16 protein-coding genes and 1 tRNA gene are annotated in these 13514 nt (G+C 67.7%); 9 read left to right on the top strand and 8 right to left on the bottom strand.

The window, feature by feature from the left end:
* Positions 1-105: 105 nt before the first annotated feature.
* From OCU_RS27890 to OCU_RS27905, 4 genes are all read left to right on the top strand, one after another.
* A complete protein-coding gene (locus OCU_RS27890) occupies positions 106-981 on the top strand; it encodes an alpha/beta fold hydrolase (protein ID WP_029385077.1) in 876 nt (291 codons plus the stop codon).
* Positions 982-1069: 88 nt separating this feature from the next.
* Positions 1070-1738 (top strand): S1 family peptidase, encoded by a 669-nt coding sequence (locus OCU_RS27895; protein WP_008263784.1) that lies wholly within the window; start codon positions 1070-1072, stop codon positions 1736-1738.
* 85 nt (positions 1739-1823) lie between these two features.
* Entirely contained in the window at positions 1824-2294 is a 471-nt protein-coding gene (locus tag OCU_RS27900; protein ID WP_014379063.1) for a lipoprotein LpqH, read from the top strand.
* Between the two features lie 39 nt (positions 2295-2333).
* A complete protein-coding gene (locus tag OCU_RS27905; protein ID WP_014379064.1) occupies positions 2334-3374 on the top strand; it encodes an MAP_0585 family protein in 1041 nt (346 codons plus the stop codon).
* 7 nt (positions 3375-3381) lie between these two features.
* Here OCU_RS27905 and OCU_RS27910 read toward each other — a convergent pair whose 3' ends face one another.
* Positions 3382-4326: a lytic transglycosylase domain-containing protein gene (locus OCU_RS27910; protein WP_193375129.1), complete on the bottom strand. Its 945-nt coding sequence runs from the start codon at positions 4324-4326 to the stop codon at positions 3382-3384.
* Between the two features lie 112 nt (positions 4327-4438).
* Here OCU_RS27910 and OCU_RS27915 point away from each other — a divergent pair, with 112 nt between their 5' ends.
* The 3 genes from OCU_RS27915 to OCU_RS27925 all read left to right on the top strand — a co-directional run bounded on the left by OCU_RS27915 (position 4439) and on the right by OCU_RS27925 (position 5780).
* Positions 4439-5221, top strand: coding sequence for a DUF732 domain-containing protein (locus OCU_RS27915; protein WP_014379066.1), 783 nt, complete (start codon positions 4439-4441; stop codon positions 5219-5221).
* 85 nt (positions 5222-5306) lie between these two features.
* Positions 5307-5555 (top strand): hypothetical protein, encoded by a 249-nt coding sequence (locus OCU_RS27920; protein ID WP_009951978.1) that lies wholly within the window; start codon positions 5307-5309, stop codon positions 5553-5555.
* A 149-nt stretch (positions 5556-5704) separates the two neighbouring features.
* Positions 5705-5780: transfer RNA gene (locus OCU_RS27925), tRNA-Thr, on the top strand.
* A gap of 151 nt (positions 5781-5931) precedes the next feature.
* Here OCU_RS27925 and OCU_RS27930 read toward each other — a convergent pair.
* Positions 5932-6648, bottom strand: coding sequence for a hypothetical protein (locus OCU_RS27930; protein ID WP_008263798.1), 717 nt, complete (start codon positions 6646-6648; stop codon positions 5932-5934).
* Positions 6649-6806: 158 nt separating this feature from the next.
* Between OCU_RS27930 and phoP the strand changes: the two genes are divergently transcribed.
* Both phoP and OCU_RS27940 read left to right on the top strand, forming a co-directional pair.
* Positions 6807-7526 (top strand): two-component system response regulator PhoP, encoded by a 720-nt coding sequence (gene phoP, locus OCU_RS27935; protein WP_014379067.1) that lies wholly within the window; start codon positions 6807-6809, stop codon positions 7524-7526.
* 40 nt (positions 7527-7566) lie between these two features.
* Entirely contained in the window at positions 7567-9009 is a 1443-nt protein-coding gene (locus tag OCU_RS27940; RefSeq protein ID WP_014381773.1) for a sensor histidine kinase, read from the top strand.
* Here OCU_RS27940 and OCU_RS50870 read toward each other — a convergent pair.
* The 6 genes from OCU_RS50870 to OCU_RS27970 form a co-directional block, all read right to left on the bottom strand.
* Entirely contained in the window at positions 8997-9401 is a 405-nt protein-coding gene (locus OCU_RS50870; protein ID WP_009951974.1) for an HIT family protein, read from the bottom strand. The genes OCU_RS27940 and OCU_RS50870 overlap by 13 nt on opposite strands.
* Before the next feature lie 6 nt (positions 9402-9407).
* Positions 9408-9845, bottom strand: a complete 438-nt coding sequence (locus tag OCU_RS50875) for a ketosteroid isomerase family protein (RefSeq protein WP_009951973.1) — start codon at positions 9843-9845, stop codon at positions 9408-9410.
* 188 nt (positions 9846-10033) lie between these two features.
* On the bottom strand, positions 10034-11161 hold the full coding sequence (locus OCU_RS27955; RefSeq protein WP_008263811.1) for an NDMA-dependent alcohol dehydrogenase: 1128 nt from the start codon (positions 11159-11161) through the stop codon (positions 10034-10036).
* 200 nt (positions 11162-11361) lie between these two features.
* The gene (locus tag OCU_RS27960) at positions 11362-11901 is read right to left on the bottom strand and encodes a nuclear transport factor 2-like protein (RefSeq protein WP_008263812.1); all 540 of its coding nucleotides are present in this window, start codon (positions 11899-11901) and stop codon (positions 11362-11364) included.
* Between the two features lie 2 nt (positions 11902-11903).
* The gene (locus OCU_RS27965; RefSeq protein WP_008263814.1) at positions 11904-12113 is read right to left on the bottom strand and encodes a ferredoxin; all 210 of its coding nucleotides are present in this window, start codon (positions 12111-12113) and stop codon (positions 11904-11906) included.
* Between the two features lie 12 nt (positions 12114-12125).
* Positions 12126-13478, bottom strand: a complete 1353-nt coding sequence (locus tag OCU_RS27970; RefSeq protein ID WP_014379070.1) for a cytochrome P450 — start codon at positions 13476-13478, stop codon at positions 12126-12128.
* Between the last annotated feature and the right edge of the window lie 36 nt (positions 13479-13514).

The following is a 13514-nucleotide window of genomic DNA, read 5'->3' on the forward strand; positions in this document are numbered from 1 at the left end:
TCGGTCCGTCGCTGCGGCGCCGCCCGCCCTCTAAATTGACGCCGCTGCACGCCATTGGCGTCAAGCGAACGCGGGCGCCGGTAGCGGGCGCCTTAGTATCACCTGGTGCCCACGGCAGCTGAACCGTTTACGATCCGGGGTCCCGGTGGGGTCCAGATCGTCGCCGACCGACTCGGGGATCCTCATGCGCGCGCGGTGGTGTTCCTGCATGGCGGCGGTCAGACGCGCCGTTCGTGGGGCAAGGCCGCTGCCGCGGTCGCCGCGCGGGGGTGGCAGGCCGTCACCGTCGACCTGCGCGGCCACGGCGAATCGGACTGGTCGGACGACGGCGACTATCGCGTCGTCAGTTTCGCCGGCGACGTCCAAGAGGTGCTGCGCACGCTGCCTCCGCGACCGGTGCTGGTCGGTGCCTCGCTGGGCGGGTTCACATCGATGCTGCTCGCCGGGGAGCTGTCCCCGGGCATCGCGAGCGCGGTCGTGTTGGTCGACATTGTCCCGAACATGGACCAGTCCGGGGCGAACCGGATCCATGCCTTCATGGCCGAGCGGGTGGAATCGGGGTTCGGCTCACTGGACGAAGTCGCCGACGCGATCGCCGAGTACAACCCGCATCGGCCGCGACCGACCGATCTGGACGGCCTGACCACCAACCTGCGTCGCCGCGGCGACCGCTGGTATTGGCACTGGGATCCGCAATTCATCAGCGGCACAGCGGCATTCCCGCCGTTCGAGGTCACCGACCCCGATCGGATGCACGCGGCCGTGGAGGCGATCCTGCGCGGCGGGGTGCCGATGCTCCTGGTGCGCGGGCAGATGAGCGACCTCGTCAGCCAGGAGCGCGCCGACGAATTCCTGGCGCGTTTTCCCCAAGTCGAATTCACCGATGTCCGCGGCGCGGGACACATGGTCGCCGGTGATCGCAACGACATCTTCGCTGGCGCCGTGCTGGACTTCCTTGCCCGGCACGTCGACGCCGGATGAACCGGCCGCGCGGAACCGGCTGGCCGCCAGCGCATTCGAGGCGAGTGGCGCTGTTACTATCTGCCCGGCACAAACGGAGGGGGACGGCGTGAACATGCCGTGGTTGCGGGGGCTGGGACTCGTTGGGGCCGTGCTGGTGGCCGCGACGACGCTGGCGAAAACCGCTGCGGCGGCGCCGCCGCCGGCCCTGCCGTCGCCGCCCCCGGCACCGGGCATGGGAGTCGATCATGAATCCGGCAGGTGCACAGCGGGTTTCGCGGCACAGGGCGCCGACGGCAGCTACTACCTGATGACCAGCGGGCATTGCGACTCGCACGATGGCGCGGAGTGGACGTACGGCAACGATGCTCCGCTCGGCAAGATCTCGGCCAGCGAGCATGAAGGGGCCAAGCGGGACGCCGCGATCATCCGCCTCGAGCCGAGCATCGGCATGCCGGTGGGCGACATAGCCGGCAGGTATCAGGTTCGGGATGTGTTGAGCCACGCGCAGATTCAACCCGGTATGCCGTTCTGCAAGATCGGTGCGGTGACGGGTGAGACGTGCGGCGCCATCAAAGGCATCGACGGTGACGTGGTCGAAGCAAGCGTGTTCAGCCTGGACGGCGACAGCGGCAGTCCCGGCTTCGTGATGAACCCCGACGGCACCGTGAGCGCCGTCGGTCTGTTGATGTCCTCGCCCGACGGTGACGACTACACGACCTATTTCATGCTGATCAATCCGCTGCTGGACAGGTGGGGCCTGCGTGTTCTCCCGTGAGTGTCGTAGCGTTTGCAATTCTGACGTACCGGGTACCGACGCCATGGTGAAGCAGCGGAACCGGCGACACGAAGGGGAAGCAGTAGTGAAGCGTGGGATCGTAGCCGGCGTTGCCGGTGTGGCCCTGGTGATCGCGGCCGGCGCGGGGTGTTCGAGCAACAAGTCCGGTACGTCGCCGTCCGGCTCGTCTTCGCCGGCGGGTGCGGCAGGTCCGCTGGTGATCGTCGACGGCCAGAACCAGAACGTCAGCGGGCAGGTCACCTGCACCGCCGCGGGGGACAACACCAACATCGGCATCGGCGACCCCACCGCCGGGCTCGGCGCCGTGGTCAGCAATGGCAATCCGCCCCTGGTCCATTCGGTCGGGCTGGGCACCGTCAACGGGGTCGCGCTCGGTTTCTCCGACGCCGCGCCCAACCAGGGCGGCAGTGCCGGGGCCGCGGTCAACGGCAAGACGTGGGCGATCAAGGGCACCGCTACGGGTGTCGACATGAGCAACCCGCAGCAACCGCAGCAGGTAACCAAGTCATTCGAGTTGGACGTCACCTGCCCGTAGCGCAGGCCATCGACACCCGAGGGGAACGCAGCTATGTCTATGAAACGTGTCGTCGGCGCTGCCGCGGTGGCCGCCGGCCTGAGCATCTCCATGGCCACCCTGAACGCCGGGACGGCCTACTCCGCGCCACTTGACCCGCCTCCGCCCTGCCCGGGCTGCCACGGCGGTGGCGGCGGTGGTGGTGGTGGCGGCGGCGGGGGCGGCAACCCCGGCGCGCCGGGCGGCCCGGGTGGACAGCCCGGCGGCCACGGCGGTCAGCAGGGCGGGGGGAACACCCCGCCGCAGGGTGGCCAGAACGGTCCGCCGGCGCAAGGTGGGCAGAACGGTCCGCCGGCGCAAGGTGGGCAGAATGGTCCGCCGGCGCAGGGTGGCCAGAATGGTCCGCCGGCGCAGGGTGGCCAGAACGGTCCGCCGGCGCAGGGTGGCCAGAACGGCCCGCCGGCGCAGGGCGGCCAGAACGGCCCGCCGGCACAGGGCGGGCAGAACGGCCCGCCGCAGGGCGGGCAGAACGCCCCGCAGCCGAATGAGCGCGGTCAATACCCGCCGCAGCCGAGGCAGAACACCCCGCCAAATGAGCCCGGTCAGAACCCGCCGCAGGGCGGGCAGACCAACGCCCCGGCGAACACGCAGAATCCGCCGGGGAACGAGCGGCAGCGGTACGCCTCGCTCAACCCCCCGAGCACGCAGCCGCCGCACCCGCCGTACATTCCGCCGCGCGGGGTGTATGCCAGCGGCAACGCCGAGATCGGCGGGCCGGTGGGTCTCGACACCGGCTTCAGCGTCGTGGGCCACGGGGCACCCCCGCCGCCGCGCCCGCACAACTACGGCTGGAACGACGGCCCGGCCCCGGGCCACCCGCCGCCGCACTGGGTGGGCCCGCCGCCCCCCGGGGGCTGGAACGGTCCGCCGCCTCCGGGTGGGTGGAACCGGCCGTGGGCCGGACCGCCGCGTGACGTGCTGGTGGCCCGGGCGGACTTCGGACCGTTCAACTACAACACCTTTACCGTCGTCCCGGTCTTCAACTGGCAGTACGGCGGTTGGGGTTACTGGTTCTTCGGTGTCTGGGTGCCCCTGTACTGAGCGCGTATTACTGCGGGTGGGCCGCCACGTAGTCCGCGGCCGGGATCGGTGACGACGCGTCGTAGCCGATGGGCAGCACGACGTCGCCCGCGGTGGTGCGGCAATAGACGTCCCACCGGTAGTACGCGGTGAACGTGGCCGGATCGGCCGCGATCAGCGCCGCGTATTGGTCGACCGCGCGCACGTATTCGCCGGCGTGGTTGTAGCCGTAGATGGCGCGATCCCGATCGTTGGCAAAGCCGTTGGCGGCCAGGTAGCGGCCCGCCGCCAGGATGCTGTCGCGCGGGGAGTGGATATCGCCGCCCTGTCCGTAACCGGCGAACGTCGACGGCAAGAACTGCATGGGGCCCTGTGCCCCGGCGGTGCTCGCGCCCACGATGCTGCCGAAACGGGTCTCGATGAAGTTGATTGCGGCCAGGTAGTTCCAGCCGACGCCGGATTCGGACTCCGCCTGGTGGTAGTCGCTGAGCAGCTCGTCGGCCGGGGCCGGCGGCTCGATGCGCCACGCCGGCAGGGTGTCTCGCACCGGGGTCAGCGCGATGAGTTGCCGACGGGCGTCGACGTTGCGGTCGTACACCTCGGCCAGCTCTGCCGGGATGCGCGGGCGCGTCGTCGCGTCCCATTCGGGATGGCGTGCGATGGCCCGGTAGGCCGCCTGCTCGCGGTGTGCCGCCGCCGTCAGCGCCGGCTCCGCGGTCCCCGGGTCGCGCAGGGCGCGCTCGTCGGCGACGAGGTCGTCGGCCAGCTGCACGGGATCCGCCGCCAGCAGCGGCTGCGCGCCGCCGGGCATCCCGGAATCCACGGGCACCACCCGGGTCGGCGCCGCGGTGGCGGACGTCGTCGTGGCCGCCGGGGAGGCATTTTTGGGATGCGACGCCGAACAACCGGCGAACGCGACCATGATCGCGGCGAGGACGAGCGGCGCGGCGCGTCGGTTACGGCCCACAGTCATCACATCCGTCCATCGCCTCGATCCCCCACGGCTCCGGCTGGTTCGCCTCACAGCGAGTCTGTCGCATCCGAGCGCGTGACATCAATGCCGATGAAGGCTCAAACTGGTTGATATGCGCGACCGCGAGACGATCGACTCAGAACTGCGGCGCATCGCCCTTGGGCGACGATCGATCCGCGAGCAGGGTGGCCAGCCGTCGTCCCAAGAGGTCGACGAACTGCTCGACGAGCTCCTGGCCCACAGCACCGGGGCGACGCTCGTGAACGCGCCCAGCGCCCCCGAAACCCCGGCGGTCGCCGCCGCCCGGCCCCGGCACGACACGGTCACGCTCCTGAGGCCCAGCGGCGTGCTGCGCCGGCTGGGCCTGGTGGCGGCGTTGCCGCTGTCACTGGTGGCGATCGCCGCCGCCGCGATCGCCATATTCGCCGTCCGCCACCAGGATTCATCGGCGCAGCCGACGGAAGCCCCGCCGCCGGCCGCGTCGTCACCCAGTCGACCGGTCGCGTCGCCACCCGCTCGCATGGCTCCCCCCGCACCCGCCCCGCGGATTGGCGTAGCCGACACGGCGTTCATCGCCGCGTTGAAGCACGAAGGCGTGCCGATTCCCAGCCAGGATTACGTGATGGCCCAGGGGCACGCCGTCTGCGACTTCCTGGCGCACCAACACAACTTTTCCGACGCGGTCGGGTTCGTGCAGCGATCGTCGATCTGGGACGCCGATCAAAGCACCCATGTCACCGCGGGCGCCATCGTCGCGTACTGCCCCCAGTCCCTACCCTCTGCCTCAAACGAGATGCAGCCGTCCTATCAGGATGCCCTCTCCGATTTGCAGGCCATCGAAGGAAAACTGCGGGACATCCAGGGAGATCTGGACAACCTTCCGGGCCACCCGTGATCCGGACGGGACGCCATCCCGCGTCGGATCGAGACCCGTTGCCCTGCAGGGTGTTACCTCAACGCGGCGTGGAGCGCATGCAACCGTGACCCTGCTATTTCTGGTACTGAAAGTCGCCCTGATCGCCTTCGTCGTCGGAGGCACCGTCGCTGTGATCACCCGCGGGGTCAGACGTTCACGCGCGAACAGACTGGATCCGCGGTGGAAGGGACCCGGTGGTCAACCCGGGTATGAGGCATCCGCTTTGGGCGCCATGCCCAACACGCCGCTTCCCGAATGGGCCTACTGGGGCGACGAGGAGGACGACGACCACGGCGATGGCAGGGCGTGTTGAGCGCGCCAACGCAGGATTGAGCGCTTACCAAAGCGCTCCGTTTCGCGGGCTCCCGCCCTACACCCGCACCTCCGCCGGCTCGAGTCGACGCGTAGCTCGGACGGCATCACCCCTGCCGTAGAATCGTCGTGGCTTGTCGAGCCACCCAGGCCGCGTTAGCTCAGTTGGTAGAGCGTCGCTCTTGTAAAGCGGATGTCGAGAGTTCGAGTCTCTCACGCGGCTCCATTCCTGTCGGTACTCACCGATAGCGTCGCCTTATGTCCACGGTTTGTCGCAGGTGCGGAGTCGATTTCGACGGCCGTCGGCGAAAGGTGTTCTGCACCAACGCATGCCAACAATCACACCGCCGACACTTACGGCGTAAAGGCCTAACCGGTCACTGGTCGGTGTCGATCACGCGCGCCGAGCGCACCGCCCGTGACGAGGGCCGCCGGCGCCCCGGCAGCGGGATCCGATCCGCGATGTTGCTCAGCGGGTTGACCACCATGGTGAGCGCGATGACGGCGTCTTGCAGGGTGGCGATGGCGGGCTCGAGCGCCTCCATCCCCGGGGTGAGCCGCGCCAGGGTGTCGGCGACGTCGGCGAGCTGGTCCAGCGGCCCGTGTTTGGCGGTCAGCTTGTCGACCAGGCCGCCTTCGCTGAGCAGGCGGTCGGCCAGCCCGTCCTCGGCCAGCAGGCGTTCGATCAATCCGTCCTCGGCGACCAGCTGATCGGCAAGCCCGCCCGGCTGCAGCGTGCGCTGCAAGGCGCCGCCCTCGGCGGTCAGCCGGTCGAGCAGGCCGCCCTCCGAGGTCAGCATGTCGACGACCCCACCCGGGCGGAGCAACCGATCGAGCGGCCCGTCCGGGGCCACCGCCCGACCCAGCGGGGCGTCGTCGTCGAGCAGCCTGGCCAGCCGGTTGGCGCGCACGAGCGCGTCGTCGAGACCCAGCATCGACGTCATCGGGTTGGTGCCGGCGGACCCGTTCTCGCCCAAAGCCCGCTTCGCCACGCCAACGGCCGCGCTTGCCACGCCCAGACCCGCATCCGCCGCGGCCAGACCGACCCGCGCGGGAGCGGTCGCCGCCGACACGATGCTTTTGGCGAGGTTCATTCTTCGAGTCTATGCACGGCGCGGCCTGCGAAAAGGCCGATCCGTCTCAAGGCAACGCGCCGATGCCTGGCAGACTACTAACAGACGGTTGACACTGAGCTTTCAGGAATCACACAATTTTTCCATAGGTAACTTCAAGTAAGGGACAGCAGCACCTGATGACATCGCAAACTCCCAGCGACACCAAACCGGAGGCCCGCGTCCTCGTGGTCGACGACGAGGCCAACATCGTCGAACTGCTCTCGGTCAGCTTGAAGTTCCAGGGCTTCGAGGTCTACACGGCAACCAATGGCGCCCAGGCGCTGGACCGGGCGCGCGAAGCCCGTCCCGATGCCGTCATCCTCGACGTGATGATGCCCGGCATGGACGGGTTCGGGGTGTTGCGACGGTTGCGGGCCGACGGCATCGACGCCCCCGCGCTGTTTTTGACGGCGCGGGATTCCTTGCAGGACAAGATCGCCGGCCTGACGCTGGGGGGCGACGACTATGTGACGAAGCCGTTCAGCCTCGAAGAGGTCGTCGCGCGGTTGCGGGTCATCCTGCGGCGCGCCGGCAAGGGCGGGGCCGAACCACGCAGCGCCCGACTGACTTTCGCCGATATCGAACTCGACGAAGAAACGCACGAGGTGTGGAAGGCCGGTCAGCCCGTGTCGCTGTCGCCGACCGAATTCACGCTGCTGCGTTACTTCGTGATCAACGCGGGCACGGTGTTGAGCAAACCGAAGATCCTCGACCACGTATGGCGCTACGACTTCGGGGGCGACGTGAACGTCGTCGAGTCCTACGTGTCGTACCTGCGGCGCAAAATCGACACCGGCGAGAAGCGCCTGCTGCACACGCTGCGCGGCGTGGGTTATGTGTTGCGGGAACCGCGCTGAGCGCGTGCGCGGTCGTCAACGGTAGCGAAGAATTGGGTAGATGGTCACTCAGCCTCGACGCGGATTGCCGCTCCGAATAGGGCTCGTCGCCGCCACCTTGTTGCTGGTCGCGTGCGGCCTGGCCGTTTCCGGTGTCGCGGTGACGTCGATCCTGCGGCACAGTCAGATCAGCCGCATCGACCAGACGCTGCTCGACGCATCCCACAGCTGGGCGCTGGCCCCGCGTCGTCAGTCACCGCCGCCGTACGAGGGCCCCGACCCGGGCCGGCCACCGTCGAAGTTCTACGTGCGCGGCGTCGGCACGGACGGCATCCCCTTCACCGCCATCAACGACCGCAACGCCGAACCGGCGCTCCCGGCCAACAACGACGTGGGTCCCAACCCGACGACGCTGCCCTCGGTGAATGGCTCGAACATCCATTGGCGGGCTGTATCGGTGCGCGGGCCACAGGGTTTGACGACCGTCGCGATCGACCTGTCCGACCTCCAGCACACTCTCCGCTCACTGGTCTGGCTGCAGGTCGCCATCGGGGTGGGGGTGCTGGTCCTGGTCGGGATCGCCAGCTTCGCCGTCGTCCAGCGCAGCCTGCGGCCGTTGGCCGAAGTCGAACGAACGGCCGCGGCCATCGCGTCCGGCCAGTTGGATCGCCGTGTCCCAGAACGGGATCCGCGCACCGAGGTGGGCCGGCTCTCGCTCGCCCTCAACGGAATGCTGGCGCAGATTCAGCAAGCGCTGGCGTCCTCGGAGTCCTCGGCCGAGAAGGCCCGCGGCTCCGAGGACCGGATGCGCCGCTTCATCACCGACGCCAGCCACGAGCTGCGCACCCCGCTGACCACCATCCGCGGTTTCGCCGAACTGTATCGCCAAGGCGCCGCCCGCGACGTCGCCATGTTGTTGTCGCGGATCGAGAGCGAGGCCTCCCGGATGGGTCTGCTGGTGGACGACCTGCTGCTGCTGGCCCGCCTCGACGTGCAACGACCGCTCGAGCACAACCGGGTGGACCTGCTGGCGCTGGCCAGCGACGCCGTGCACGACGCGCAGGCGATCGATCCGGGGCGAACCATCACCATGAAGGTCCTCGACGGCCCCGGCACGCCGGAGGTGCTCGGCGACGAAGCGCGCATCCGGCAGGTGCTGAGCAATCTGATCGCCAACGCCTTGCAGCACACCCCGGAAAGCGCCGACGTGACGGTGCGGGTCGGCACCGACGGCGACGACGCGGTCCTCGAAGTGGCGGACAAGGGCCCCGGCATGAGCGAGCAGGACGCGTCGCGGGTGTTCGAGCGTTTCTATCGCACCGACTCGTCGCGGGCGCGCGCGAGCGGCGGGACCGGCCTGGGCCTATCCATCGTGGAGTCGCTGGTGCGGGCGCACGGCGGTGTCGTCAGCGTGACCACGGCGCCGGGCGAGGGCTGCTGCTTCCGGGTGACGTTGCCGCGCATCAGTGACGTCCACGCGCAGCACGCGGTTCACGCCAACTGAGCCAGGGCCGCCTTGATCTTGGCCTGGGCCTCGTCCAGCGATTCCGGTGAAGGGTTGCGGTCCACGTTGGCGAAGCCGAAGTCGCTGAGGCTGCGGGTGGGGAAGACGTGCACATGCAGGTGCGGCACCTCCAGTCCGGCGATGATCAGGCCCGACCGTTCGGTCCTGAAGGCCTTGCAGACGGCCTTGCCGATCAACTGGCTCACGGCCATCACCCGGGCGAAGGCCGCGCCGTCGACGTCCTGCCAATTGTCGATCTCTTCGCGCGGCACGACGAGGGTGTGTCCCTGGGTCATCGGCTCGATCGTCAGGAACGCCACGACGTCGTCGTCCTCATAGACAAAGCGGCCGGGCAGTTCGCGGTTGATGATCTTGGTGAAGATCGACGCCATGGGCACTCACTCCTCCTTGCCGAACTGCATCATCTCCAGGTTCCAGTAGCCGCGCATGTTGGTGATCAACCCGGCGTCGTTGACCTTGTAGGTGAACACCCCGCGCACCGAACTGGTCAGGCCGCCCTCGAATTTGCTGTTGAGCACCAAGATGTGGGCGATCTCGTCGGGGGAGCTCGACGGGAAGGTCTCCTCGCAGGTGATGGAGAGCTGATTGGCCGCGATGTTGGTGTCGAAGAACGCGCCGACGGCCTCCTTGCCACGGACACCGGTGCCGTCGGGGTTGGTGACGGACTTGCCGATCGGGTCCTCGATGACGACGTCATCGGACATCAGCGCCAACCAGCCCGCCCGGTCGTGCGCCTGCACGCACCGCCACGAGGACTGCGACGCGGCCAGGGCCGGGGATGCCTGGGATTCTTGCGCGGCTGCGGCTTCGGTCATTTCTTCTCCTGTCACTAGTTTGCGCACCCGGTGCCTCGGAACGAGTCAACCCGATGGGCGTCCGTGAGCCGATTGCGTTGTGGCACAAGGAGGGAGCTCGACAGCACACCGCCATGGCGCCGGTTCGCCCCGGCGCCATGAGGTGGCGGAAAGCCGGTCACAGCAGACGCGGCTGATGACGGGTGGTTTTACCGGTCGGCGTCGGTGTAGCGGATGACTCCGCGAATGTTCTTGCCGTCCAGCATGTCCTGGTAGCCGTCGTTGATCTGCTCGAGCCGGTATTGGCGGGTGATCATGTCGTCCAGGTTCAGCTTGCCGGCCTTGTACATCGACAGCAGCTGCGGGATGTCGTACTGCGGGTTGCCGCCACCGAAGATGGTGCCCTGCAGGTTCTTCTGCATCAGGGTCAGCATCGCCAGGTTGAGGTTGACGTTGGTGTCCAGCAGGCTGCCGATGGCGGTCAGCACGCAGGTCCCGCCCTTTTGGGTGATGTTGAGGTAGTTGTCGACGTCGGCGCCCTGCAGCTCGCCCACGGTGACGACGACCTTGTGGGCCATCAGGCCGTAGGTGACCTCGGCCATGCCGGCCATCGCGGCCATGATGTCGGGGTAGACGTGGGTGGCACCGAACTTCAGCGCCTGGTCGCGCTTCCACTCCACCGGGTCGATCGCGAAGATGTAGCGCGCGCCCGCGTTGACCGCGCCCTGCAGCGCGGCCATGCCGACCCCGCCGACGCCGACGATGGCGACGTCTTGGCCCGGCCGGATGTCAGCGGTGCGGACCGACGACCCGTAGCCGGTGGTGACACCGCAGCCGACCAGCGCGGCGACCTCGAACGGGACCGACGGGTCGATCTTCACCACCGAGCTGCGGTGCACGACCATGTAGGGGGAGAACGTTCCCAGCAGCGTCATGGGGAAGACGTTCTGGCCGCGGGCCTGGATGCGGAAGGTCCCGTCGGACACCGCGGCGCCGCCCAGCAGGCCGGCTCCCAGGTCGCAGAGGTTGCGCATGCCGGCCTGACAGGTCGGACACTGCCCGCAGGACGGGATGAACGACAGCACCACGTGGTCACCCGGCGCGATGTCTTCCACGCCCGGCCCGACCTCGGTGACGATGCCGGCGCCCTCGTGACCGCCCAGCACCGGGAAACCGGCCATCGGGATACCCCCGGTGACCAGGTGATGGTCGGAGTGGCACATGCCCGCCGCTTCCATCTGGATCTTGACCTCATGCGCTTGCGGGTCGCCGATCTCGATTTCCTCGATGGACCAGGGCTGGTTGAACTCCCAGATCAGTGCGCCTTTTGTCTTCACGATGGTCCTGACCCCATTTCGCCTTTGGAATTGATCAGCGCTGACCGGCCCTTCATGCCGGCCAGCTAGGTGACGGATGCCACAGGCACCCTCGTCGCGTCAGCATAGCGCGTGCAACAAATCAAATGCTTGGTTGGCTCCCCGCGGCGATCGCAAGCCCGGCGTAGCCGGGGCGCAGCGGGTTGCCGGCATTGCTTCGGTCACCAGATGGGGACCGGTGCTTCGCCGAGCGGGTAGTAGCCGGGCAGCTTCTCGCCCGCGATGCTGCGTTCGATGCGCCGCTGCATGCCCTCGCTCAGGTCGCCGGACTCGATGAGCTTGCCGTACATGTACGCGACGTGTCCGAAGTCGAAGAAGTCGCGCTGCCACTCGATCAACAGGTCGTCGTTGAGCCGGAACCAGCTGCCGCCGATGCCGTAGATCTCGCCCTGGGTGCCGTCGGCCTTGTTGACGATCTGCTTCCAGAAGCCGACGATCTCGCCCTGCTTCTCGTCGATGAGCACCTTCTGGTACTCATACACCCAGTTCTCCAGGCCTTCCATCTCCAAACCCAAAGCGATGTCGCGGATCTCGTCGACGCCGACGCACATCACGTCTTCTTTGGGGCCGATGTTCCACCCGTAGGTCGCGTCTTTGGTATAGAAGTCCGCCAATGGCCGCCAGTCACCGGCCTTTTCGCAGTCCTTGTTGGCTTGCAGCCAGCGGTCGACCCATGCCTCGAGCTCTTCGCGTGACGCCACTGTCAATCTTCTTTCTCTTTGATGAGTAGTGCTTGTGTTGGGCACATCTCGACCGCGCGTTCGACTTCGTCGCGGGCGTCTTCGGGGGGCTCGGGGTCAAGGATCTCGACCTTGCCCCGCTTGGGCACCTGGAAGTAGTCGGGCGCCTCCAGTTCGCACATGGCGTGGCCCTGACACAAATCCAGATCGGCTTCGATTCGGAATCCGCCCATCGGACTTACTCCTTACGCGTTGCGCTTGCGGTAGCGGACCTTGGCCGGCCGGGCGAGCTGCACGACCATCTTCGAGTGATCGTTGTGATAGCTGTCCGCCGGTTGCGCCATCTCGAAGTCGTACTCGCGCAACAGCACCGAGAAGATCGCCTTGATCTGCATCTGGGCGAACGCGGCGCCCACGCAGCGGTGGCGACCCGCACCGAACGGAATCCAGGTCCACCGGTTGACGATGTCGGCCTGCTCGGGCTTGTTGTAGCGGTCGGGCCGAAACGCGTCGGGGTCGGGGAAGTCCTCGGGAATCCGGTTGGAGATCGCCGGGGACGCCGCGACGTAGTCGCCGTTGTGTATCGGGAAGCCCTCGACCTCGAACTCGCCCTTGGCCACCCGCATCAGGATGATCAGCGGTGGGTGCAGCCGCAGCGTCTCCTTGACCACGTTGTCCAGCTTCGGAATCGAGCGCAGCGCATGGAAACTCACCTCCTGGCCGTCGGCGTAGAGCTCCTCGAGCTCGGCCAGCACCTCGGCGTACACCTCGGGATGGCGGATCAGCTCGATCAACGTCCAGGCCGAGGTCCCCGAACTCGTGTGGTGCCCGGCGAACATCAGCGAGATGAACATGCCGGTGACCTCGTCGGCGGAGAACCGCAGATTGCCGTCCTCGTCCTTGATCGACACCAGCACGTCGAGCATGTCGCGATCGGCCTTGTCCTTCGGCGGGTTGGCCAGCCGCTGGTCCATGATCTCCTGAACCACCGCAACGAGTTTGACGCGGGCCTCGTCGCGGCGCCGGAAGCTGTCGATCGGCAGGTACGGATCGACGTAGCACAGCGGGTCGGTGCCGCGTTCCAGCTCGTGGTAGTACTCGGCGAACCGGTGGTCGAGCTGCTCGCGGAACTTCAAACCGATCAGGCAGGCCGTCGAGGTGTAGATCGTCAGCTCGGCGAAGAAGTCGAGGAGCTCGATCTCGCCCTCGTCGCCCCAGTCGGCGATCATCTTCTTGACTTCGCCCTCGATGGTGCTGGCGTGGCCCTTCATCTGCTCGCCGCGCAGCGCCGAGTTGTGCAGCATCTCCTTGCGCCGCTCGGGGCTGGCGTCGAACACCACGCCCTTACCGAAGATCGGCGTCATGAAGGGGTAGGCCTCGGCCTGATCCAGGTCTTCGTCGGCGGAGCGGAAGAAGAACTCGTTGGCGCCCGCGCCCGACAACAGGATGACGTGCTTTCCGGCCAGCTGGAACCAGCCGACGTCGCCGCACTCGTCACGGACGCGTTTCATCAAACCGATTGGGTCGGTGCGGAATTCCTCGAGGTGGCCGTGCTCCTCTTCACCGCCGGAAACCCGGGGCACGATCGCGGTGGTCATCTGCTCACTCCTCCTCGGCGCGCGATGCGCGCCGCA

Source organism: Mycobacterium intracellulare ATCC 13950, from assembly GCF_000277125.1.
Taxonomy (GTDB): domain Bacteria; phylum Actinomycetota; class Actinomycetes; order Mycobacteriales; family Mycobacteriaceae; genus Mycobacterium; species Mycobacterium intracellulare.

Coding starts and splice junctions, on each gene's coding strand:
- OCU_RS27965 (WP_008263814.1), bottom strand. CDS start 12,113: ATGGGCGGATTCCGAATCGAAGCCGATCTGGATTTGTGTCAGGGCCAC.
- OCU_RS27970 (WP_014379070.1), bottom strand. CDS start 13,478: ATGACCACCGCGATCGTGCCCCGGGTTTCCGGCGGTGAAGAGGAGCAC.
- phoP (WP_014379067.1), top strand. CDS start 6,807: ATGACATCGCAAACTCCCAGCGACACCAAACCGGAGGCCCGCGTCCTC.
- OCU_RS50875 (WP_009951973.1), bottom strand. CDS start 9,845: ATGACCGAAGCCGCAGCCGCGCAAGAATCCCAGGCATCCCCGGCCCTG.
- OCU_RS27930 (WP_008263798.1), bottom strand. CDS start 6,648: ATGAACCTCGCCAAAAGCATCGTGTCGGCGGCGACCGCTCCCGCGCGG.
- OCU_RS27915 (WP_014379066.1), top strand. CDS start 4,439: ATGCGCGACCGCGAGACGATCGACTCAGAACTGCGGCGCATCGCCCTT.
- OCU_RS27905 (WP_014379064.1), top strand. CDS start 2,334: ATGAAACGTGTCGTCGGCGCTGCCGCGGTGGCCGCCGGCCTGAGCATC.
- OCU_RS27940 (WP_014381773.1), top strand. CDS start 7,567: ATGGTCACTCAGCCTCGACGCGGATTGCCGCTCCGAATAGGGCTCGTC.
- OCU_RS50870 (WP_009951974.1), bottom strand. CDS start 9,401: ATGGCGTCGATCTTCACCAAGATCATCAACCGCGAACTGCCCGGCCGC.
- OCU_RS27910 (WP_193375129.1), bottom strand. CDS start 4,326: ATGACTGTGGGCCGTAACCGACGCGCCGCGCCGCTCGTCCTCGCCGCG.